Source organism: Halomonas ventosae, assembly GCF_004361885.1.
Taxonomy (GTDB): domain Bacteria; phylum Pseudomonadota; class Gammaproteobacteria; order Pseudomonadales; family Halomonadaceae; genus Halomonas; species Halomonas ventosae_C.
In genome coordinates this window covers 11360-33639 of sequence record NZ_SNWH01000004.1, presented here as the reverse complement: position 1 = coordinate 33639, position 22280 = coordinate 11360, and the positions used below count along the sequence as shown (strand labels likewise).

Annotated in this window: 17 protein-coding genes; 8 read left to right on the top strand and 9 right to left on the bottom strand. The window is 67.0% G+C overall.

From position 1 onward, the window contains the following. Positions 1-6: 6 nt before the first annotated feature. Together DFO68_RS04405 and DFO68_RS04400 are read right to left on the bottom strand one after the other, a co-directional pair. Positions 7-1116 (bottom strand): ABC transporter ATP-binding protein, encoded by a 1110-nt coding sequence (locus DFO68_RS04405; protein ID WP_133482454.1) that lies wholly within the window; start codon positions 1114-1116, stop codon positions 7-9. 32 nt (positions 1117-1148) lie between these two features. Then, positions 1149-2438, bottom strand: coding sequence for an NAD(P)/FAD-dependent oxidoreductase (locus DFO68_RS04400; RefSeq protein WP_133482452.1), 1290 nt, complete (start codon positions 2436-2438; stop codon positions 1149-1151). A gap of 418 nt (positions 2439-2856) precedes the next feature. Between DFO68_RS04400 and DFO68_RS04395 the strand changes: the two genes are divergently transcribed. Then, positions 2857-4215 carry an aminotransferase class III-fold pyridoxal phosphate-dependent enzyme gene (locus tag DFO68_RS04395; RefSeq protein WP_133482450.1) on the top strand — a complete coding sequence of 453 codons (1359 nt, stop codon included), beginning with the start codon at positions 2857-2859 and terminating at the stop codon, positions 4213-4215. 30 nt (positions 4216-4245) lie between these two features. On the opposite strand, the gene DFO68_RS04390 is transcribed toward DFO68_RS04395, so the two are convergent. Genes DFO68_RS04390 through hemA form a run of 5 tightly spaced genes read right to left on the bottom strand, consistent with a single transcriptional unit; the run spans position 4246 to position 8813 of the window. Beyond that, positions 4246-5010: a HesA/MoeB/ThiF family protein gene (locus tag DFO68_RS04390; protein ID WP_243726423.1), complete on the bottom strand. Its 765-nt coding sequence runs from the start codon at positions 5008-5010 to the stop codon at positions 4246-4248. A gap of 5 nt (positions 5011-5015) precedes the next feature. After that, positions 5016-5516, bottom strand: a complete 501-nt coding sequence (locus DFO68_RS04385; protein WP_133482448.1) for an Lrp/AsnC ligand binding domain-containing protein — start codon at positions 5514-5516, stop codon at positions 5016-5018. A gap of 52 nt (positions 5517-5568) precedes the next feature. Beyond that, complete coding sequence (gene prmC, locus DFO68_RS04380) at positions 5569-6444, bottom strand: peptide chain release factor N(5)-glutamine methyltransferase (protein ID WP_133482446.1); 876 nt, start codon at positions 6442-6444, stop codon at positions 5569-5571. Next, positions 6441-7535, bottom strand: a complete 1095-nt coding sequence (prfA, locus tag DFO68_RS04375; protein WP_133482444.1) for a peptide chain release factor 1 — start codon at positions 7533-7535, stop codon at positions 6441-6443. The genes prmC and prfA overlap by 4 nt, the downstream gene beginning before the upstream one ends. Before the next feature lie 9 nt (positions 7536-7544). After that, positions 7545-8813 (bottom strand): glutamyl-tRNA reductase, encoded by a 1269-nt coding sequence (hemA, locus tag DFO68_RS04370; RefSeq protein ID WP_133482442.1) that lies wholly within the window; start codon positions 8811-8813, stop codon positions 7545-7547. A 201-nt stretch (positions 8814-9014) separates the two neighbouring features. Between hemA and DFO68_RS04365 the strand changes: the two genes are divergently transcribed. From DFO68_RS04365 to ychF, 7 genes are all read left to right on the top strand, one after another. Continuing rightward, on the top strand, positions 9015-10805 hold the full coding sequence (locus tag DFO68_RS04365) for a tetratricopeptide repeat protein (RefSeq protein WP_243726412.1): 1791 nt from the start codon (positions 9015-9017) through the stop codon (positions 10803-10805). Next, a complete protein-coding gene (gene lolB, locus DFO68_RS04360; protein ID WP_133482440.1) occupies positions 10802-11416 on the top strand; it encodes a lipoprotein insertase outer membrane protein LolB in 615 nt (204 codons plus the stop codon). Before DFO68_RS04365 ends, lolB begins: the two co-directional genes overlap by 4 nt. A 1-nt stretch (position 11417) precedes the next feature. Continuing rightward, positions 11418-12287: a 4-(cytidine 5'-diphospho)-2-C-methyl-D-erythritol kinase gene (gene ispE, locus DFO68_RS04355; RefSeq protein ID WP_133482438.1), complete on the top strand. Its 870-nt coding sequence runs from the start codon at positions 11418-11420 to the stop codon at positions 12285-12287. Between the two features lie 75 nt (positions 12288-12362). Continuing rightward, complete coding sequence (locus DFO68_RS04350; RefSeq protein ID WP_208107354.1) at positions 12363-13304, top strand: ribose-phosphate pyrophosphokinase; 942 nt, start codon at positions 12363-12365, stop codon at positions 13302-13304. A gap of 127 nt (positions 13305-13431) precedes the next feature. After that, positions 13432-14076 (top strand): 50S ribosomal protein L25/general stress protein Ctc, encoded by a 645-nt coding sequence (locus DFO68_RS04345; protein ID WP_133482436.1) that lies wholly within the window; start codon positions 13432-13434, stop codon positions 14074-14076. Between the two features lie 87 nt (positions 14077-14163). Next, positions 14164-14748, top strand: a complete 585-nt coding sequence (gene pth / locus DFO68_RS04340) for an aminoacyl-tRNA hydrolase (protein ID WP_133482435.1) — start codon at positions 14164-14166, stop codon at positions 14746-14748. A gap of 158 nt (positions 14749-14906) precedes the next feature. After that, positions 14907-15998 carry a redox-regulated ATPase YchF gene (ychF, locus tag DFO68_RS04335; protein WP_133482433.1) on the top strand — a complete coding sequence of 364 codons (1092 nt, stop codon included), beginning with the start codon at positions 14907-14909 and terminating at the stop codon, positions 15996-15998. 177 nt (positions 15999-16175) lie between these two features. Here ychF and DFO68_RS04330 read toward each other — a convergent pair whose 3' ends face one another. Further along, positions 16176-17597, bottom strand: coding sequence for an FAD-dependent oxidoreductase (locus DFO68_RS04330; protein ID WP_133482431.1), 1422 nt, complete (start codon positions 17595-17597; stop codon positions 16176-16178). A 96-nt stretch (positions 17598-17693) separates the two neighbouring features. Beyond that, the gene (gltB, locus tag DFO68_RS04325; RefSeq protein WP_133482429.1) at positions 17694-22142 is read right to left on the bottom strand and encodes a glutamate synthase large subunit; all 4449 of its coding nucleotides are present in this window, start codon (positions 22140-22142) and stop codon (positions 17694-17696) included. Positions 22143-22280 lie beyond the last annotated feature (138 nt).

Genomic DNA, 22280 nt, shown 5'->3' with positions numbered 1-22280 from the left:
GTCTCCTCACTCGCTCAGGGTGACCAGATCATCGGGAGCCACCGTCACCGTGACCCGATCCCCGACCTCGGGCAGGTGCCTGCCGCGGTTGTTGAGGGTCGCCTGCAGGGTGCCCGCCCCGACCTCGAGGCGATACTCGGCATGGCTGCCGCGATAGAGCCGCTCGTTGACCACGGCCAGCAGATGATTGTCGCCCGCCACCTCGCCGGGCAACAGGTCCAGGGTCTCGGGACGAATCAGCAGCAGGTCGCCCTCGCCGGCCTGATCGGCGACAAGCTCGCCGAGCGGCGTGGTCAGGCGATTGCCCTGGCGGGCGGTGATCGGATAGAGGTTGTCGTGGCCCATGAAGCGGGCGACGAAGGCGTTGACCGGGTGTTCGTAGACCTCGCGTGGCGGCCCCACCTGCTGGATGACCCCGCCGTTGAGCACGGCGATACGGTCGGACATCACCATGGCCTCCTGCTGGTCATGGGTAACAAACACGAAGGTCATGCCCAGGCGCTTCTGGACCCGCAAGAGCTCCACCTGCAACTGACTACGCAGGCCGGCATCCAGTGCCGAGAGCGGCTCGTCGAGCAGCAGCACGTCGGGCTCGTTGACCAGGGCGCGGGCCAGGGCGATACGCTGACGCTGGCCACCGGAGAGTTGGTCGATGCGGCGCGCCACCAGGTCGCCCAGCTTGATGAACTCGGCGATCTTGGCCACCCGCGCCTCGCGCTCCACGGGCGGCAGGCCGCGCATCTTGAGCCCGAAGGCCAGGTTCTCGCGCACCGAGAGGTGCGGGAAGAGCGCATAGGACTGAAAAACGGTATTGACGCTGCGCTTGTGCGGCGGCACCTCGGTGATGTCCTTGCCGCCGATGGCCAGGCGGCCATCGTCGGCCTCCTCGAGGCCGGCGAGGATGCGCAGCAGCGTGGTCTTGCCGCAGCCCGAGGGGCCAAGCAGAGTGAAGAACTCACCGGCCTCGATGGTCAGATCGACCCCATTGAGCGCCACGGTGTGGCGACCGAAGCGCTTGTGCAGGCCATGCAGCTCAATGGAGGAGGCCTCGCGGGCCGTTTCGACGTTCTCGTTTCGCGAAGCCTCTGCGGTGTCCAGGGTCAGGGAGTCGTTCATGAGGGTGCCCTCTCGATTAGAGATGGCCTGGTTCACAACCGATCGCGCAGCTTGTAGAAGTGGGTGGCCAGCAACAGCAGCGGCTTGCGCAGCAAGGCACCACCCGGAAAGCGGCGATGGGGCATGGCGGCGAAGACGTCGAAGCGTTCGCTCTGCCCGGCGATGGCCTCTGCCAGCAGCTTGCCCGCCAGCCCCGCCAGGGCCATGCCGTGTCCTGAGTAGCCCTGAGCATAGTAGACATTGCGGCCCAGCCGGCCGAAGTCGGGCGCCCGGTCGAGGGTGATGGCCACGTCGCCGCCCCAGCGGTAGTCGATGCGCACGCCCTTAAGCACTGGAAAGAGCCGCGCGATCTTGGCATCCATGCGCGCCTCGAGGCCGCGCGGCTCGCGGCCGTCGTAGCTGACCTCGCCACCGTAGATCAGACGCCGGTCGGCGGAGAGCCGATAGTAGTCGAGCACGAAGTTGGCATCGGACAGCGCGTCGTTGCGCGGCAGCACCTGGGCGGCACGCTCGGCGGAGAGCGGCTCGGTGGCGATCATGTAGTTGGCGGCAGGCATGATGCGCCCCGAGAGTTCCGGCACCAGGCCCGCCTGGTAGGCGTTGGTGGCCAGGACCACGAAATCAGCCGTCACACGGCCCGCGGCGGTGATCACGCTGGCCGGTTGGCCATGGCGGATCTCCACGACGGCACTCTGCTCGTGGATCGCCACGCCGGCGCGACGGGCCGCCCGCGCCAGGCCCAGGGTATAGTTGAGGGGGTGCAGGTGGCCGCCCTCGGCATCGTACAGCGCCGCCGGGTAGGCGTCGGTCACCACGTGCTCGCGCAGGGCCTCTCCCTTGAGCAGGGTGAGCGCCGAGTAGTCGTAGTCGCGCGCCATGCGCTCGCGGAAGGCTTCGAGCTCGCGCACGTGGCGACGCTTGACCGCGGCATGCAGGTAGCCCCAGGCCAGCTCGCAGGGAATGGCGTGACGCTCGATCAGCTCGGCGGTAAGGCGCACTGCCTCGCGGCTCATCTCCCAGATCTCCCGGGCGCGCGCTCGACCCAGCGCCTTCTCTACGGTGGCGATGTCGGTGCCCAGTCCCGGCAGGATCTGACCGCCGCTGCGACCGGAAGCGCCGTGACCGATCTGCCCAGCCTCGAGCAGCACCACCGAGTAACCCCGTTCGGCCAGATGCAGGGCTGCCGAGCAGCCGGTGATGCCGCCACCGACCACGCAGACATCGGCCCTCTCCTCGCCCTCGAGCGGGGGACAGTCGCCAAGTTCGACAGCGATGGAATCGCGGTACCAGGAGGCGGGCGGCGCGAGCGGCGGTGAGGTCATGCGGGACACCTGTTAGTGATGCGCGGTACGCGGGTTGTTGTTGGATGACTCGCCCGGCGGCAGTCACCTCAGTGTGGCACCAGCACCGCAAAGGCTGTCAAGTATTTAATACCTCAAGGCTTGACGATCTGCCAGGGAAGTCAAGCTGACTTTCTATTGATATTATCCATTCCATTGTTTTTACATTACATTGAATAGAGATGCGCTCACATGAGTCCGGGTTGTGCCTCCCGCAATCCGCACCGGCATCGTCAATTAATCACCATCATCTGCCCGATATCCACCGGCCGGGCGTTCACCAGGGCGCTCGGCGATCACGTCAGGACTCCCTCACGCGAGGGCCAGCAGGAGGGCCTTTTAACGACATCACACACCCCCATGTTCCAATGAGAACCCTGCCCAGCAAGAGGAGATCCCCATGACCCCGTCAAGCCCCCCTGACCTCCATGCCATCGAGCACGGCCACGGGCCCCGCCCCCTCAATCACCACTACTGGATGCCGTTCAGCGCTAATCGCGACTTCCATGCCCATCCGCGGGTGATCACAGCCGCCGAGGGACGCTACTTCATCGACGACCGTGGCCGACGACTTTTCGACTCCCTCTCCGGCCTCTGGACCTGTGGCGCCGGCCACAACCGTGCCGAGATCCAGCAGGCGGTGGCGGCCCAGCTGGGCCGGCTGGACTACGCGCCAGGCTTCCAGGTCGCCCACCCACTCGCCTTCGAGCTGGCCGAACGGGTGGCGGCGCTGACGCCGCGGGGCCTGGACCACGTCTTCTTCACCGATTCCGGCTCCGAGTCGGCCGATACCGCGGTGAAGATGGCGCGGGCTTACTGGCGACTCCAGGGGCGTCCGGAGAAGACCCGACTGATCGGCCGCGCCAAGGGCTATCACGGCGTCAACGTGGGCGGCACCAGCCTCGGCGGGATCGGTGGCAATCGCAAGCCCTACGGCCAGCTTCTGGATGTCAGCCACCTGCCCCACACCCTCCAGCCGGCCCTCGCCTTTACCCGCGGCCAGGCCGACAGTGGGGCGGAACTCGCCGATGCCCTGCTCGACCAGATCGCCCTGCACGACGCCTCCAACATCGCCGCGGTGATGGTCGAGCCGATGTCCGGCTCGGGCGGCGTCATCGTGCCGCCCAGAGGGTATCTCGAGCGGTTGCGCGAGATCTGCTCGGCCCACGACATCCTGCTGATCTTCGACGAGGTGATCACCGCCTTTGGCCGCGCCGGGGCGCGCACCGGGGCCGAGGCCTTCGGGGTCACCCCGGACATCATGAACGTGGCCAAACAGCTCACCAACGGCGCGGTGCCCATGGGCGCGGTGATCGCCTCCCGGGAGATCTTCGACACCTTCATGGCGGGGGGCGGACCGACGCACGCCATCGAGTTCCCGCATGGCTACACCTACAGCGCCCATCCTGTAGCGTGCGCCGCGGGGTTGGCGACGCTGGAGCTCCTTGAGCGCGAGGACTTCCCCGGCCAGGTACGAGCCCTCGCCCCGGCGTTCGCGGACAAGCTCCACGCCCTCAGAGGGTGTTCTCATGTAGTGGACATCCGCAACCACGGTCTGGCCGGGGCCGTGCAGCTCGCGCCCCGCGACGGTGACCCGACCATCCGTCCACGCGACGCCCACCTGGCGCTCTGGGAAGCCGGTTTCTACGTGCGCTACGGCGGCGACACTCTGCAGTTCGGCCCGCCCTTCGCCAGCACCGAGGCGGAGCTCGAGCGGCTCTTCGATGCCGTGGCCACCACCCTGGATCGGCTGGCGTGACGTGCAGCCCCAGGGAGCATCGACCTCGCCTCAGGCCTTCCCACAGACCGTGCAGGCGGGGTCGCGCAGCACCCGGAAGTGGCGCCACTGGCCAGCGAGGCCGTCGAAGGTGGAAAGCCCGCGATGGGGGGTGCCCGCGCCGCTGACCAGCTTGATCGCCTCCAGTGCCTGGAAGCTGCCGATCAGCCCCACCAGGGGCGCCACCACACCGCTCTCGGCGCAGCTCAGCGCCTCGTCGCCCTCGCCACTCGCTGCTCCCTCGGGCGGATAGAGGCAGGCATAGCAGGGCGAGTCGGGGTCGCGAGCGTCGAAGACCGCGAGCTGCCCGGAGAAGCGGATCGCCGCCCCGGAGACCAGCGGTACCCGCGCCGCCTGGCAAGCGGCGTTGATGGCATAGCGGCTGGAGAAGCGGTCGGTACAGTCGAGCACCACATCGGCCGCGGCGACCGCCTGCGCCAGCGCCTCGCCGTCGAGATGCGCGGTGAGGGCGTGGATGCAGCAGCCGGGATTGAGAGCCAGTGCCGCCTCCCGGGCCGACTCGGCCTTGTTGCGGCCGAGGTCGGCAGTGGCGTGAGCGATCTGACGCTGCAGGTTGGAGAGCTCGACCTCGTCGGCGTCGGCCAGGGTCAATCGACCCAGGCCGGCGGCCGCCAGGTAGAGGGCCACCGGCGAGCCCAGCCCGCCAGCGCCGATCACCAGGGCATGACCAGCCAGCAGTCGCTGCTGGCCGGCGATATCGATCGGGTCGAGCATGATCTGGCGGCTGTAGCGCAGCAGGGCCTGGTCATCCATCAATGGGCTCACTTCTCTTCGAACTCCTCGATGTCGGGCACGCGCAGGCTGACGTCCTCCTTGACCTCCTCCATCACCACGTAGCTCTTGGACTCCTTGACCCCCGGCAGGGTCAGCACCACGTCGCCGAGCAGCTGGCGGTAGGCGGACATCTCGGGAATCCGGCACTTGAGTATGTAGTCGAACTGCCCCGAGACCAGGTGACACTCCTGGATCTGCGGCAGCCTGGCCACGGCGCGGCGAAACTCGTCGAACACTGCCGGCGAATGGGTCTCCAGGCTGATCTCGACGAACACCAGCAGGTTGGCCTTGAGCGCCCGGGGATCGAGCAGCGCCTTGTAGCCGCGGATGATGCCGGCGCGCTCCAGGCGCTTGACACGCTCCAGGCAGGGCGTGGTGGAAAGCCCGACCCGAGAGGCCAGGTCGACATAGGAGATGCGGGCATTCTCCTGCAGAGCGCGCAGGATCTTGAGGTCGATGCGGTCAAGCGAGCGAGTCTTGGGTTTCATCTAGGCAAAGGCAACGCGACGTAGTGTTTTTTGCTGCTCAAGATGTACCACATCACGTCAGTCTTGCTCCAGTCTCGCCCTGAACCTGGCGGCCCAGGCTGACCCGGTCATGGCCGCCGATGTCGCGAAGCGTCGCCGTCTCCCCATAGCCGGCATCGGCGAGGGCTTCACGCACCGCCGCTCCCTGGCCATGGCCATGCTCGAGCAGCAGCCAGCCACCAGGGACAAGATGGCCACGGGCCTCGACCACCAGATGGCGCAGGTCGGCCAGCCCCTGCTCGGCGGCTACCAGGGCGCCGCGCGGCTCGAAGCGCAGATCGCCCCGCGCCAGGTGCGGGTCGTCCGCGGCGATATAGGGCGGATTGGAGACGATGAGCGTGAAGCGCTCGACACTCTCTTCATGGTCCAGCCCCGTGAACCAGTCACCCACGCGGAAGTCGACGTTGCCGATGGCGAGGCGCTCGGCATTGTGCCGGGCCAGGGCCACCGCCTCGGGGCTCAGGTCGATGCCGACCACCGACCAGCCGGGTCGCTCGCTGGCGAAGGCCAGGGCGATGGCGCCGGTGCCGGTGCCTAGATCCAGCAGTCGCCCACGCGGAGAGGCAGCATGCGCCAGAGCCGCTTCCACCAGCTGCTCGGTGTCGGGACGGGGAATCAGGGTGTGCGACGAAGTGGCCAGCCGCAGCCCCCAGAACTCCCGCTCGCCGGTCAAATAGGCCACCGGGCACCCCACGGCGCGGGCTGCCAGCAGCGCCTCGAAGCGGGCCCGCTCAAGGCTCGGCGCCTGGCGGTCGCCCCAGGTGTAGAGCCAGGTGCGATCGACATCCAGCACGTGGCAGAGCAGCACCTCGGCATCCAGCCGCGCGCTCGGCGAGCCGGCGTCAGCGAGGCGCCGAGCGGCCCGCGCCAGCAGGGTGTCGAAGGTCATCCGGCGTCCTGCTGGAGGGCCGCGAGCTGTTCGGCTTGATACTCGTGGATCAGCGGCTCGATCACGGCGTCGAGCTGCTCGCCGCTGACCACCTCGGCGAGCTTATAGAGCGTCAGGTTGATGCGGTGGTCGGTGACCCGCCCCTGGGGGAAATTGTAGGTGCGGATACGCTCGCTGCGATCACCGGAGCCCACCAGCGAACGCCGGGCATCGGCCTGCTGCTGGCGCTGGCTGGCCACCGCTGACTGCTTGAGTCTGGCGGCGAGCAACGCCATCGCCTTGGCGCGATTCTTGTGCTGGCTGCGCTCCTCCTGGCACTCCACCACCACGCCGCTGGGCAAGTGGGTGATGCGGATGGCGGAGTCAGTGGTGTTGACGTGCTGGCCGCCGGCGCCGCTGGAGCGGAAGGTATCCACCCGCAGATCATTCGGGTCGATATCGATGTCAACCACCTCGTCGGCCTCGGGCATCACCGCCACCGTGCAGGCGGAGGTATGGATACGCCCCTGGGATTCGGTGGCCGGCACGCGCTGCACCCGGTGGGCGCCAGACTCGAACTTGAGCCGCGCATAGACGCCCTCGCCCTTGATCCGCGAGATGATCTCCTTGTAGCCGCCCTGCTCTCCATGGCTGGCGCTGACCACCTCGACCTTCCAGCCGTGCTGCTCGGCATAGCGGGCGTACATGCGAAAGAGATCGCCGGCGAACAGCGCCGCCTCGTCGCCGCCAGTGCCGGCACGGATCTCGAGGAAGACATTGCGCCGGTCGTCGGGGTCGCGGGGCACCAGCAGCTGCTTGAGTCGGGTTTCAAGGGCCTCCAGCCTGTCGCGGCCCGCGTCGCGCTCGAGCTCGGCCAGCTCGCGCATCTCGGCATCGGCATCGCCGAGCAGCTGCTCGGCGGAAGCAATGTCGGCCTCCACGGCGCGATACTCGCGCCAGGCCTCTACCAGGGGTTCAAGCTCGGCGTATTCCCGCGAGTAGTCGCGAAAGCGGGTCTGGTCGCTGATCACCTCGGGCTCCGCCAGCAAAGCGGAAAGCTCCTCGAAGCGCTCGACGAAGGCATCGAGGCGCTGGCGCAGGGTGGCTTTCATCGGCGCATCCTATCGGGAGTGGTCGGTGGATTCATCCAGCAACAAAGTGGTGGCGGCCTCCAGCAGGTCATGACGCTCCCGGGAAGCCGCCTCGCGCATCGCCACGGTAGGGCGATGCATCAGCCGGTTGGTCAACTGATGGGCCAGGCGGCGGATCACCAGTTCGGGGTCCTCGCCGCGGGCCAGGCGGGCCAGAGCCTGCCGCTCGGAGAGCTCGCGCATGGCCTCGCCGCGAGCGCGCACGTCGCGGATCAGCTCGCCGCCACTGCGGATGCGCCGCGCATGCTGCCAGTGGTCCACGCCTTGCTCGATCAGCGACTCGGCCTGGTCGGCGGCCACCTGGCGATGCCGGCGGTTCTCCTCGATGACCTCCTGAAGATCATCGACGGTATAGAGGAAGACATCGCTGAGCTCACCCACCTCGGGCTCGATATCCCGGGGCACGGCGATGTCGACCATGAACACCGGGCGGTGGCGGCGCTTCTTGAGTGCCCGCTCGACCATGCCTTTGCCGAGGATCGGCAAGGGTGCGGCAGTCGAGGAAATCACGATATCCGCCTCGGCCAGTGCCTCGGGAATCGCATCGAGGGTGATCGCCTGGCCGCCTAGCGGGCCGGATACGGCCTCGGCCCTTTCATGGGTACGGTTGGCCACGGTAAGCCGGCGCACCCCCGCCTCGTGGAGGTGGCGCGCCACCAACTCGATGGTCTCGCCAGCACCGATCAACAGCGCCCGCGAGCGTGTGAAGTCACCGAAGATTCGGCTGGCCAGGCTCACCGCCGCATAGGCCACTGACACCGGGTTGCGACCGATGCCCGTCTCGGTTCGCACCTGCTTGGCCACGGCGAAGGTGTTCTGGAACAGATCCTCCAGCTCGCCGCCCAGGCCATGGGCCCGACGGGCCGCCTGGTAGGCCTCCTTGAGCTGGCCCAGAATCTGCGGCTCGCCCAGCACCATGGAGTCCAGGCCCACCGCCACCCGCATCAGGTGCCGGGCCGCCTCATTGTCGTGGAAGTGGTAGGCACAGCCCAGCAGCTCCTCCACGCTCAGGCCATGGAAGCGACCCAGCCAATCGAGGATCTCGCGCTCGCCGACAGTATCGGTGACACAATAGAGCTCGGTACGGTTGCAGGTGGAAAGCACCGCCGCCTCGCGCACCGTCGGCAGCGCACGCAACTCGGCCAACGCCGACGCCAGCTGTGTCGGCGAGAAGGCGACCTGCTCACGCACCTCGATGGCGGCGGTACGGTGATTGATACCCAGGGCAAGAAGCGTCATGCGTTCAGCGTCTTCGCGAGTCGTGGTTTCGGCAGAGGCGCAAGGTGATGTCCGCCGATGCGGACCGCCCATCCTCGAAGCGCCATACTCTACCACAGGCCATCCATCGGGCGCGCCATGACATGCCATAAGCGGGATCATGCTTTGCCCAGCGGAGTCAAGCCGTTATGCTGGCCTCTCGCCCTCTGGCACGAGACGCGCATGCTCCGCGTAACGCTCCTTCAAATCCTGCAAAGTCTGCCACTGGCGCCATTGGCGCTGGCGTCCCTACTTGCTGGCTGTCAAGGCCTGCCGGGAGCCTCCTCGCCCGCCATCCCCTCCCAGGATCCCATGGCGGAAGCACCGCCGGTCAGCCGCGGGCTGGATGCCGACGGCCTCTCCCGGCTGCTGGTAGCCGAACTGGCCGGCCAGCGCGGCGACTACCCGCGAGCCACCCGCGGCTTTCTCGACGTCGCCGAGCGCTATCACTCGCCCTCCCTCGCCGAACGAGCCGCGCTGGCGGCTCGGCTCAGCGAGAACCCCGGGTTGCTCGAGGAAACCGCACGGCGCTGGCAGTCTCTGGCCCCCCAGGACGACGCACCTGCCCGCCTGCTCGCTAGTCTCGCCATCCTGCGTGGCGACTGGGATGACGCACTGGCGCAGCGCCTGGAGGCCATCTCGCGAGGTGCGCAGGAAGATCTGACCGGCTTTGTTGAGAGCGCCCTCGAGTCCGGCACCGACCCGGCACCGCTACTGGCCAGAATGCGCAGGCACCTGGCCAGTAGCGGCGAGAATCGTCCCGACAGCGAACTGGCCGCTGCCCTGCTGGAGGCCGCCGCCGGCGAGCGCGCAGCGGCCGAGCAGCGGTTGGCGCGCCTCGCCCGACAAGCCCCCGAGCTTCCCGATCTATGGCGGATTCGTGCTCGCCTGGCCCTTGAAGCCGATGCCCCCTCTCAGGCTCGCTCGGCGGCACAACGTGGCCTGGAGGTGGCGCCCGGCGACCCGCGTCTGATGTTGCTGCTGGCACGCGCCGAGATCCGGCTGGGTGGTATCGAGGCCGCCGAGACCACCACCAATGCCTTGCTCGACGAGCATGGCGAAGACCCCCAGCTGCGCCTGGGCCTGGCACGACTCTTCCTGGCGGAAGGGTATGCGCCCCCGGCACGCCGGCTGCTGCTGCCGCTGGTCGGCGATGACACGGCCCCGGCGCTGGCCCTCCTGCTGCTGGGTGCCATCGCCGAGGAAGAGGGCGAGATCGACAACGCCCTGCTGTATTACCGCCAGGTGCCCGAGGGCGAGCAGTTCCTGACCGCCCGCATGAACGCGGCCCGCATGCTGATCGACAACGACCGGCTGCTCGACGCACGCGCCTTCCTGCGCCTCGAGCGGCTGCGCCACGCATCCTACTCCAGCGACCTGGTTGCCCTGGAGGTCGAGCTGCTCGACAAGGCCGGCCTCGGCGAGCAGGCCGATGTCCTGCTTGACAGTCAACTCGACCGGCGACCCGATGACACCCAGCTACGCTACCTGCGGGCCATGCGCGCCGTTGCCGATGGCGATCTCGTCACCATGGAGGCCGACCTTCGGCATATCATCGCCACTGATCCAACCAATGCCAACGCCCTCAACTCCCTGGGCTATACGCTTGCCGATGCCGATGTGGAAGGCCGCCTGGACGAGGCACGCGCGCTGATCGAGCGGGCCCACGCGCTGGAGCCCGATAATCCGGCCATCCTCGACAGCCTGGGCTGGGTCCGCTATCGCCAGGGCGATGCCGAAGGCGCCCTGGTCTGGCTCGAGCGCGCCTGGGCGGCGATGCCCGACCAGGAAGTTGCTGCCCACCTGATCGAGGTACTCTGGGCGCTGGGTGAGGAACAGCGCGCCCGTGAACTGCTCGATCAGGCCCGGCAGCGCTTCGAGGAGCGACCGCTGATCGACGAGCTGCTGCAACGCTACCCTGAACTCGACGCCCAGAACGTGCCGACTGACCGCAACGAACGGACCTCGCCATGACCACACTGCCGCGACTGCTGGCCCTGCTGCTCGCCTTGGCCTGGCTGGCCGGCTGTGCAGGCCAGCCTCTCACTACCAAGGGCGAGCAGCGTGTCGCCGGACAATGGGCCGCCCAGGCCGAACGCATCGCCGAACTCGACACCTGGGTACTGGTCGGCAAGGCTGGTCTGCGCACCCCCGAGCAGGCCACCAGCGCCAACCTGGACTGGAGCCAGCACCCGTTTTACTACCGGCTGCTGATCAGCGGCCCCTTCGGCAGCGGGCGCAGCACCTTGGAGGGTCGCGAGGGACGCTTCTCACTGACCACCGCCGAGGGCCGCTTCGAGGCCGCGACCCCGGAGGCGTTGATGGCCCAGCAGCTGGGTTGGTCGTTACCCGTCAGTGCCCTCTCGGACTGGATTCGTGGCTTGCCAGCCCAGGACAGCCCCTACCGACTGGAAAAGGACGCACTGGGCTTTCCCCGTCTTCTCGAGCAGGATGGCTGGGAGATCGCCTACCGTGACTGGGTACGCGTCGCCGATCTCTGGCTGCCCCGGCGCCTGGTGATGAGCTATGACGATCTTAAGGTCACCCTGGTCGTCACCGACTGGCGCCCGGTCCTCGATGACTGACATGTCACCGACCAGCCACCTTACCCAGACACGGGTGCTACCGGCGCCGGCTAAACTCAACCGCCTACTGCACATCACCGGCCGACGGCCGGATGGCTACCACGAGCTGCAGACGCTGTTCCAGTTCCTGGATCACGGCGACACCCTCAGTCTGCGCAGCCGCAAAGATGGCGAGCTGCGCCTCACACCGACCCTGCCCGGGGTGCCCGACGAGACGAACCTGATCCTGCGTGCAGCCCGCCTGCTGAAGGAGGCAAGCGGCTGTCGGCTCGGCGCCGACCTGCATCTGGAGAAGCGTCTGCCTCTGGGCGGCGGCCTGGGTGGCGGCAGCTCTGATGCCGCCACCACCCTGCTCGGCCTCGATGCCCTGTGGGGACTCGGCCTTGAGCTTGCGCCGCTGGCCGAGCTCGGCCTCAGCCTGGGGGCCGACGTCCCGGTGTTCGTGCATGGGCATGCCGCCTGGGCCGAAGGAATCGGCGAACACCTCACTCCGATCGCGCTCGACACCCCGTGGTTCGTGGTGATCCACCCCGGCGTGACGGTCGCCACCCAGGCGGTGTTCGGGGCGCCGCAATTGACACGCCATACCCCCCCGATTACTATGGCGCGCGCCCTGCAGGAGGGAGCGTCAAGCTGGCGCAACGACTGCGAGCCTACCGTACGGAAACTCTACCCCGAGGTGGCGCGTGCCCTCGATTGGCTGGAGAGCCGAACCCCGGCCATGTTGACCGGCACGGGTGCCTGCATCTTTGCCTGGCTAGATGACGAGGCAGCGGCAGACCGGCTTTTGGTCGAGCTTCCCGACGGCTGGCAGGCCTTCAAGGCACGCGGCCTGAATCGCTCACCTCTGCATGCGGCGCTGGGTCGATAAACCCGCTCGCCGAGGCAACTCGCAACGACTCTCGACCCGAGCCCTGACGACCCCACACAGTAAAGGTGGCTGCGCGTGTCAAAATTGATGGTTTTCGCCGGCAACGCCAATCCCGAACTCGCCCGAAAGGTTGCCGAGAGCCTGGACACCCACCTGGGCAATGCCTCGGTCGGCCAGTTCAGCGATGGCGAAGTCGCGGTCGAGATCAACGAAAACGTGCGAGGCAAGGATGTCTTCATCCTGCAGTCTACTTGCGCACCGACCAATGACAACCTGATGGAACTGATCCTGATGGTAGACGCCCTGCGCCGGGCATCTGCCACGCGGATCACTGCCGTGGTGCCCTACTTTGGTTACGCTCGACAGGATCGCCGCGTGCGTTCCGCGCGCGTGCCGATCTCGGCCAAGATCGTCGCCGACATGATGGTCAAGGCCGGTGTCGACCGAGTCATGACCATGGACTTGCATGCCGACCAGATCCAGGGCTTCTTCGACGTGCCGGTAGATAACGTCTACGGCTCACCGATCCTGCTCGATGATATCGAGCGCCAGAACTACGACGATCTGGTAGTGGTCTCGCCGGACGTCGGCGGCGTAGTGAGGGCGCGCGCCATCGCCAAGCAGCTCAATGCCGACCTGGCGATCATCGACAAGCGTCGTCCCTCGGCCAATCAGGCCCAGGTGATGCATATCATCGGCGAGATCGAGAACCGCACCTGTGTGGTGGTAGACGACATGATCGACACCGCCGGCACCCTGTGCAAGGCCGGCGAGGCGCTCAAGGTGCGCGGCGCTCGACGCGTGGTCGCCTACGCCACCCACCCGATTCTGTCGGGGCCGGCGGTGGACAACATCACCGACGCGGTGCTCGACGAGGTGGTAGTGACCGACACCATCCCCCTTTCCGATACCGCGCGACGCAGCGGTAAGATCCGCCAGCTCAGTGTCGCCGGACTGATCGCCGAGGCGATCCGCCGGGTCAGCAACGAGGAATCCGTCAGCGCTATGTTCCACTGAACGCGGGTCCACCGAGACTCGCTCGGCGGGACAGGGTGCGGGACACATGCCCTGCGGGGCTCCCGGAAACGCCGTGGCCTGGTCGCGGGCCACGACGCTTTCCTTACTTCCAGAAAGAGGCAACTTCATGTCCGATTACACACTCAATGCCAGCGTTCGTCACGACCTGGGGAAAGGTGCGAGCCGCCGCCTGCGTCGTGCGAACGAACAGGTGCCGGCCATCATCTATGGTGGCGAGCAGACACCGCAGCCCATCGCCGTCGACAAGACCAGCTTCTACAAGGCGCTGGAAGACGAGGCGTTCTTCTCTTCCGTGATCGACCTTCACGTGGATGGCAAGCCCCAGCAGGTGGTGGTGCGAGACCTGCAGCGTCACCCTTTCAAGCCGCTGATTACCCATGCCGACTTCCTGCGCGTCGATGCCACCCACGAGATCTCCCTGCGCGTGCCGCTGCACGTGGTGGGCGAGGAGACGTGCAAGGGTATCAAGGACGAGGGCGGTGAGCTCCATGTGCTCTCCAACGAGGTGGAAGTCAGCTGCCTGCCGAAGGACCTGCCCGACTTCCTGGAGGTCGACATCAGCGAGGTCGAGCTGGGCACCACCCTGCACCTTTCCGACCTCAACCTACCGGCCGGCGTCACCCTGGTGGCGCTCAGCCATGGCGAAGATCACGACAACGCCGTGCTGAGCATCAGCAAGCCCACGGTCCGCGAAACGGAAGAAGGCGAGGAAGCCGGTGAAGGCGAGGAAGGCGAAGACAGCGCCGAGTAAGCGCGCCTGGCCGGGGCCTTGCCTGGCATGGCCCCTTCCTTCAACGATCAAGCGCCTCGGCGCTTGATTTTTTTGGAGTGACACGCAATGAGCCAGGTGAAGGCAATCATTGGACTGGGCAATCCCGGCGCCGACTACGAGGCCACTCGCCACAACGCAGGCACCTGGCTGGTGCAGGCCGTGGCCCGGGCGGCGGGCGGCGAGCTGCGCCCGGAAAAGAAGCTCCTGGGCCTGCATGCCAGGGTCCAGCTGGATGGCCAGGAGCTGCACCTGCTCGCGCCCACCACCTTCATGAACCGCAGCGGCGCCGCTGTGGCGGCCCTCTGCCAGTTCTTCAAACTGGCGCCGGATGCGTTGCTGGTGGCCCACGACGAGCTCGACATGCCGCCAGGCACGGCGCGCTACAAGACCGATGGGGGTCATGGCGGGCACAACGGCCTGCGCGACATCATTCGCGCCCTGGGCAACGACAAGGGGTTCCACCGCCTGCGCATCGGTATCGGCCATCCCGGCGATAGTCGCCAGGTGACGAACTACGTGCTGGGCCGGCCCGGCAAGGCCGAGCGCGCCGCCATCGACGCCGCCATCGACGAATGCCTGGCCACCCTGCCCCAGGCCGTGGCCGGCGACTGGGCCAAGGCCATGAACCGACTGCACAGCTTTTCCGCCTGAGACGGAAAAGCCAGCTGTAAGTTTGGCGCTATAAGCGGTACGTCACCCCCTGCTCAACGGTACGGCTTTTCTTGCAGCTTACAGCTTATGGCTTACGGCTCTGTCGAGTAGAATACTCGCCATTTTGCTCTCATGAACACGCTTTTCAGGACACTCCCATGGGTTTCAACTGCGGTATCGTCGGCCTACCTAACGTCGGCAAGTCCACGCTGTTCAATGCGCTGACCAAGTCCGGCATCGACGCCGAGAACTTCCCCTTCTGCACCATCGAGCCCAATGTGGGCATCGTGCCGATGCCCGACCCGCGTCTCGATACCCTGGCAGCGATCGTCAAGCCACAGAAGGTGATCCCCACCACCATGGAGTTCGTCGACATTGCCGGGCTGGTGGCCGGCGCCTCCAAGGGCGAGGGGCTGGGCAACAAGTTCCTGGCCAACATCCGCGAAACCCAGGCCATCGCCCATGTGGTGCGCTGCTTCGATAATGACAACGTGATCCATGTCGCCAACCAGGTCGATCCGCGCGCCGATATCGAGATCATCAACATGGAGCTCGCGCTGGCCGACCTCGACACCGTCGAGCGTGCCATCCAGCGCCTGGTGCGGGTGGCCAAGGGCGGCGACAAGGAGGCCATCGCCACCAAGGCGATCCTCGAACGTATCCAGCCCCACCTGGCCGAGGGCCTGCCGCTGCGAAGCGTCGGCCTCGACGACGACGAGAAGCGCCAGCTCAAGAGCTTCGGTTTTTTGACCCTCAAGCCCACCATGTACATCGCCAACGTCAACGAGGATGGCTTCGCGGCCAATCCCTACCTCGACGTGGTCAACGAGATCGCCGCCGAGGAAGGCGCCGTGGTGGTGCCGGTATGCAACCAGCTGGAGGCCGAGATCGCCGAACTGGAAGACGAGGAACGTGCCATGTTTCTCGACGAGATGGGCATGGCGGAGCCGGGGCTCGACCGGGTGATCCGCGCCGGCTATGCCCTACTCGGGCTACAGACCTACTTCACCGCCGGAGTCAAGGAGGTGCGTGCCTGGACGGTCAGGGTGGGAGCCACCGCCCCCGAGGCCGCCGGGGTGATCCACAGCGACTTCCAGAAGGGCTTCATCCGCGCCGAGGTCATCGCCTATGAGGACTTCGTTGCGCTGGGTGGCGAGCAGGGCGCCAAGGATGCCGGCAAGTGGCGTCTGGAGGGCAAGGACTACATCGTTCAGGACGGTGACGTGATTCACTTCCGTTTCAATGTGTAAGGAAGGCAAGATGGTGGCATGAGAGAGACAGGGCGATCACCGTTATCCCAAGCGCAAGCGAGAGGCGCCGGGGACAGGTCGACGCTGAGGCCCGAGAGTTTCTGTGCCGCCCTGTCACCGGGCAAGCCGTCGTGAGGACAAAAGCCCCGAAACCGCCGGCTTAGCGTCGTCGAGGCCTCACACCTCCAGATAGTCGAGGATGCCTTCGCCGGCCTGGCGACCCTCGTAGATGGCGGTGACCACCAGGTCGGAGCCACGCACCATGTCGCCGCCGGCAAAGACCTTCTCGTGGGTGGTCTGGAAGGCATGAACCCCCCCCTTCTCTGGCGCCTTCACCCGGCCGCGCTCATCAACCTCGATGCCCACGGTCTCGAACCAGGGCGCCGGGCTCGGCTGGAAGCCGAAGGCCACCACCACCGCGTCGGCGGGAATGATCTCCTCGGAGCCGGGCACCACTTCCGGGCGCTGCCGGCCGTTCTCGTCGGGCTCACCCAGGCGGGTGCGCACGACCTTGACGCCCTCGACCTTGCCCTCGCCGACCACCGCCACCGGCTGGCGATTGAACAGGAACTCCACCCCCTCCTCGCGGGCGTTGGCCACCTCGCGCTTGGAGCCGGGCATGTTCTGCTCGTCACGGCGGTAGGCGCAGGTCACGCTGGTGGCGCCCTGGCGGATGGCCGTGCGGTTGCAGTCCATGGCGGTATCGCCGCCGCCCAGCACCACCACCCGCTGGCCCTTCAGCGAAGTGAACTCCCGCGGGTCCTTCTCGAAACCCAGGCAGTGATTGACGTTGGCGATCAGGTAGTCGAGGGCCTTGTACACACCGGGCAGGTCCTCGCCGGGGAAGCCGCCCTCCAGGTAGGTGTAGGTGCCCATGCCCAGGAAGACGGCATCGTACTCCTCGAGCAGGCGATCGAAGGCGATGTCCTTGCCCACCTCGACGCCGAGGCGGAACTCGATCCCCATCTCCTCGAAGACGGCCCGTCGGCGCTCCATTACCGTCTTGTCGAGCTTGAACTCGGGAATACCAAAGGTCAGCAGCCCGCCGATCTCCGGGTACTTGTCGAATACCACCGGCTTGACGCCGTTGCGGATGAGGATGTCGGCACAGCCCAGCCCCGCGGGGCCGGCACCGATCACCGCCACCCTGCGGCCGGTCGGGGTGACGCGGGAGAGGTCCGGGCGCCAGCCCATGGCGAAGGCGGTATCGGTGATGTACTTCTCCACCGAGCCGATGGTCACCGCGCCGAAGCCGTCGTTGAGGGTACAGTCGCCCTCGCAGAGCCGATCCTGGGGACAGACCCGCCCGCACACCTCGGGCAAGGAGTTGGTCTTGTGGCACAGCTCCACCGCCTCGAGGATATTGCCCTCGCTGACCAGCTGCAGCCAGTTGGGGATGTAGTTGTGCACCGGGCACTTCCACTCGCAGTAGGGATTGCCGCAGTGCAGGCAGCGGTGCGCCTGGCTGGCCGCCTCCTGGGGTTTAAAGGGTTCATATATCTCGGCGAACTCCCGCGCACGGGTGCGGGCGTCCTTCTTCTGCGGGTCCTGGCGACCCACGTCAATGAACTGGAAGTCGTTGCTCAAGCGGTTAGCCATGGTCTCTGCTCCTGATGTCTGCGGGGCGATCTCGTCGTCTCGGCGGCGGCTGATTCCGGCTGACGCCGATTCACCTACTCCGGCTGACGCCGACTCTTATTCCGGCTGACGCCGGGATTGGGCCAGCAGGCTGCCCAGGCTCGCGGCCTTGGGCTTCACCAGCCAGAAGTGACGGACGAAGTCGCTGAAGTCCTCGAGAATCGCGCGGCCGCGCGCGGAGCCGGTCTCGCCGACGTACTCCTCGATGACCTCCCGCAGATGACGCCGATAGGCCTCCGTGGCCTCGGTATTTACCCGGTGAATCTCCACCAGTTCATGGTTGTACTTGTCGACGAAGGCGCGGTCCTCGTCGAGTACGTAGGCGAAGCCGCCGGTCATGCCCGCCCCGAAGTTGACGCCCACCTCGCCGAGCACGCAGACCAGGCCACCGGTCATGTACTCGCAGCAGTGGTCGCCGGCACCCTCGATCACCGCATGAGCACCGGAGTTGCGCACCGCGAAACGCTCGCCGGCGGTCCCCGCGGCGAACAGCTTGCCGCCGGTGGCGCCGTACAAGCAGGTATTGCCGACGATGGCGGTGCGGTGGCTCTCGAAGGCACTGCCGGCGGGCGGCACGATCACCACCTTGCCGCCGTTCATGCCCTTGCCGACATAGTCGTTGGCATCGCCCTCCAGGTAGAGGTTGAGACCGCGGGCGTTCCAGACACCGAAGCTCTGACCGGCCACCCCGGTGAAGCGCACGGTGAGCGGTGCATCCTCAAGGCCCGCCTCGCCATAGCGCTTGGCGATGGCCCCGGAGGTGAGTGCCCCGACGCTGCGGTCGCAGTTGGTGATGGTGAAGGCGAACTCGCCGCCAGACTTCGCCTCGATGGCATCCGCGAGGGCCTCGAGCACCTCCTGGTTCTTAGCCCCCGGGTCGTGGGGGGCGTTGCGGCTGACCGCACAGAACTGCGGCGCATCTTGCGGCACGAAGTCGTTGCCCAGCAGCCCCGACAGGTCGAGTTTGCGCTGGGAGGCGGTGACGCCCTCCAGCACTTCCAGTAGGTCGGTACGGCCGATCAGGTCGGTGAGCTTGCGCACCCCCAGCAGGGCCATCAGCTCGCGCACCTCCTCGGCAATGAAGCGGAAGTAGTGCTTGACCATGTCCACGGTGCCGCGGAAGTGCTCGTCGCGCAGGTACTGCATCTGGGTGGCCACGCCGGTGGCACAGTTGTTGAGGTGGCAGATGCGCAGGTACTTGCAGCCCAGCGCCACCATCGGCGCGGTGCCGAAGCCGAAGCTCTCGGCGCCGAGGATCGCCGCCTTGACCACGTCGAGGCCGGTCTTCAGGCCGCCATCGGTCTGCAGGCGGATCTTGTCACGCAGACCATTGATGCGCAGCGCCTGGTGGACCTCGGGCAGGCCCAGCTCCCAGGGGCTGCCGGCGTGCTTGATCGAGGTCAGCGGGCTCGCCGCGGTACCGCCGTCGTAACCCGAAACAGTAATCAGGTCGGCGTAGGCCTTGGCCACGCCGGTGGCGATGGTGCCGATGCCGGGCTCGGAGACCAGCTTTACCGAGACCTGGGCGTCGGGGTTGACCTGCTTCAAGTCGAAGATCAGCTGCGCCAGGTCCTCGATGGAGTAGATGTCATGGTGCGGCGGCGGCGAGATCAGGGTCACGCCGGGCACCGAGTAGCGCAGCCGGGCGATCAGCTCGTTGACCTTGCCGCCGGGCAGCTGGCCGCCCTCGCCGGGCTTGGCACCCTGGGCCACCTTGATCTGCAGCACCTCGGCATTGACCAGGTAGGCCGGCGTGACGCCGAAGCGCCCGGAGGCGATCTGCTTGATCTTGGAGGAGCGGATGGTGCCGTAGCGGGCCGGGTCCTCGCCCCCCTCGCCGGAGTTGGAGCGCCCGCCGGCCTCGTTCATGGCCTGGGCCAGCGCCTCGTGGGCCTCGGGCGACAGGGCGCCGAGGCTCATGCCGGCACTGTCGAAGCGCGGCAGCAGGTCCTCGACCGCCTCGACCTCCTCCATCGGCAGCGGCTCGGCGGCGGGCCTGAGCCCGAGCAGGTCACGCAGAGTGGCCGGCGAGCGCTCGTTGACCAGCCGGGCAAACTTCTTCCACTTGGCGTAGTTGCCCTGCTGGACCGCCTCCTGCAGCGACATGACCACATCGGGGTTGTAGGCGTGGTACTCGTGCCCATGCACGTACTTCATCAGGCCGCCCTGGACGACTCCCTTGCGCGGCGTCCAGGCCTCGCGCCCCAGCAGCTCCTGCTGCAGCTGCAGCTCGCTGAAGCCGGTGCCCTCGATGCGCGAGGCCATGCCGGTGAAGCACAGCTCGACCACCTCCGAGGCGAGGCCCACCGCCTCGAACAGCTGGGAGCCGCGGTAGGAGGCGAGCGTCGAGATGCCCATCTTGGACAGTATCTTGAACAGCCCCTTCTGCAGGCCCTTGCGGTAGTTCTCCCGGGCATCGGCGGGGTTGCCGACAAGCTCGCCGGTGTGGTGCATGTCAGCCATGACCTGGTAGGCCAGCCACGGGAAGACCGCGGTGGCCCCCACCCCGAACAGCACCGCCATCTGGTGGGCATCGCGGGCATAGCCGGTCTCCACCACGATGTTGCAGCGCGGGCGCAGGGCCAGGCGGCCCAGGTGGTGGTGCACCGCGCCCACGGCCAGCGCCGCATGGATGGGCAGCAGCCCCTTGCCCAATTCGGCGTCGGAGAGCACCAGGACCACCTTGCCGTCGTTGACCGCCTCCTCGGCCTGGCGGCAGAGCTCATGGAGCGCGCCCTTGAGGCCGAGCTCCTCGGGATCGTAGCCAAGCGTGAGGGTGTGGCTGGCGAAGGCCGGATCGTCCTGGTTGACCAGGGCGGCGAACTTGCGCGGCGAGAGGATCGGCGTGGTCAGGATGATGCGATGAGCGTGCTCCGGAGTCGCCTTGAAGACGTTGAGCTCGGCGCCGATGCAGGTCTCCAGCGACATCACAATCGCCTCGCGCAGCGGGTCGATGGCCGGGTTGGTGACCTGGGCGAACTTCTGGCGGAAGTAGTCGGTGAGCATCCGCTGCTTGCTGGAGAGCACTGCCATGGGAGTGTCGTCGCCCATGGAGCCCACGGCCTCCTGGCCGCTCTCGGCCAGCGGGCGCAGCACCTGGTCGCGCTCCTCGAAGCTGACCTGGAACATCTTCTGCTGGGTGAGCAGCGCCTCGGGGTCCATGTTCTGGAAGCTGGCGAGCTCGGTCAGCGCCGACTCCAGGTACTGGGCCTCCTGCTTCAGCCAGCGCTTGTAGGGATAGGCCGACTTGAGGCGCTCGTCGATGTCAGAGGTATGCAGCACCTCGCCGGTCTCGGTATCCACGGCGAGTATCTGGCCCGGGCCGACACGCCCCTTGGCCACCACATCCTCGGACTTGTAGCCGTAGGTACCGATCTCCGAGGCCAGGGTGATGTAACCGTTGCGGGTGATCACCCAGCGGGCCGGGCGCAGCCCGTTGCGGTCGAGCATGCAGACCGCCTGGCGACCATCGGTCATCACCACCCCGGCGGGGCCGTCCCAGGGCTCCATGTGCATGGAGTTGTACTCGTAGAAGGCGCGCAGGTCGCCGTCCATAAGCTCCACGTTCTGCCAGGCCGGCGGCACCATCATGCGCACCGCCCGATGCAGCTCCATGCCCCCGGTGAGCAGCACCTCGAGCATGTTGTCCATGCTCGAGGAGTCCGACCCGGAGGTGTTGACGATCTCGTCGAGCTCGGCAATATCGGGCAGCCTGTCGCTTAAGAAGTTCTCCTTGCGCGAGTTGGCCCAGCCCCGGTTGGCCTCAACGGTGTTGATCTCGCCGTTGTGGGCCAGCAGGCGGAACGGCTGGGCCAGCGGCCAGCGCGGCGCGGTGTTGGTGGAGAAGCGCTGGTGGAAGACGCAGATCGCGGTCTCCAGGCGCTCGTCACCCAGGTCGGGGTAGAAGGCCGGCAGGTCCACCGGCATCATCAGCCCCTTGTAGGAGACCACCTCGCGGGAGAGCGAGCAGACATAGAAGTCCTCGTCGTCACGCAGCGCCTGCTCGGCGCGGCGGCGGGCCATGAACAGGTCCACGTCGAAGTGGCCGACCTCCTCACCTCCCGCCTCGACGAACAGCTGACGGATCCGCGGCAGGCAGTCGAGCGCCATGGGCCCGCAAACGCTGGCATCCACCGGCACGTCGCGCCAGCCGGCCACCCGCAGGCCACGCGCCTCGAGCTCGGCGACCAGGGTCTCGCGGCCGCGGGCCTCACGGGCGTCGTCGTCGGGCAGGAACACCACGCCCACGGCGAAGTGCTCGCCCAACTCCACACCGAGAGATTCCTTGGCGACGTCGCGCATGAAGGCATCGGGCATCTGCAGCAGCAGCCCGCACCCATCGCCGGTCTTGCCGTCTGCCGCGATGCCGCCACGGTGGGTCATGCAGGTCAGGGACTCGATGGCGGTCTTGAGCAGGTCGTGGCTGGCCTGGCCCTCCATCTGGGCGATCAGGCCGAACCCGCAGTTGTCGCGGAACTCGCCGGGCTGATGAAGACCTCTGTTCATGGGCGTGCCTCGGGTTGAAGGGTTTTTTTTGCAGTCATTACATGCTATTGTAGACAATTTTTCTTTTTTCATGCTGCGCCCGAAGCGGGCGCACGACTGCTGGACAAAAGGCCGACCAGCATAGCCAGAGCCGCCCTC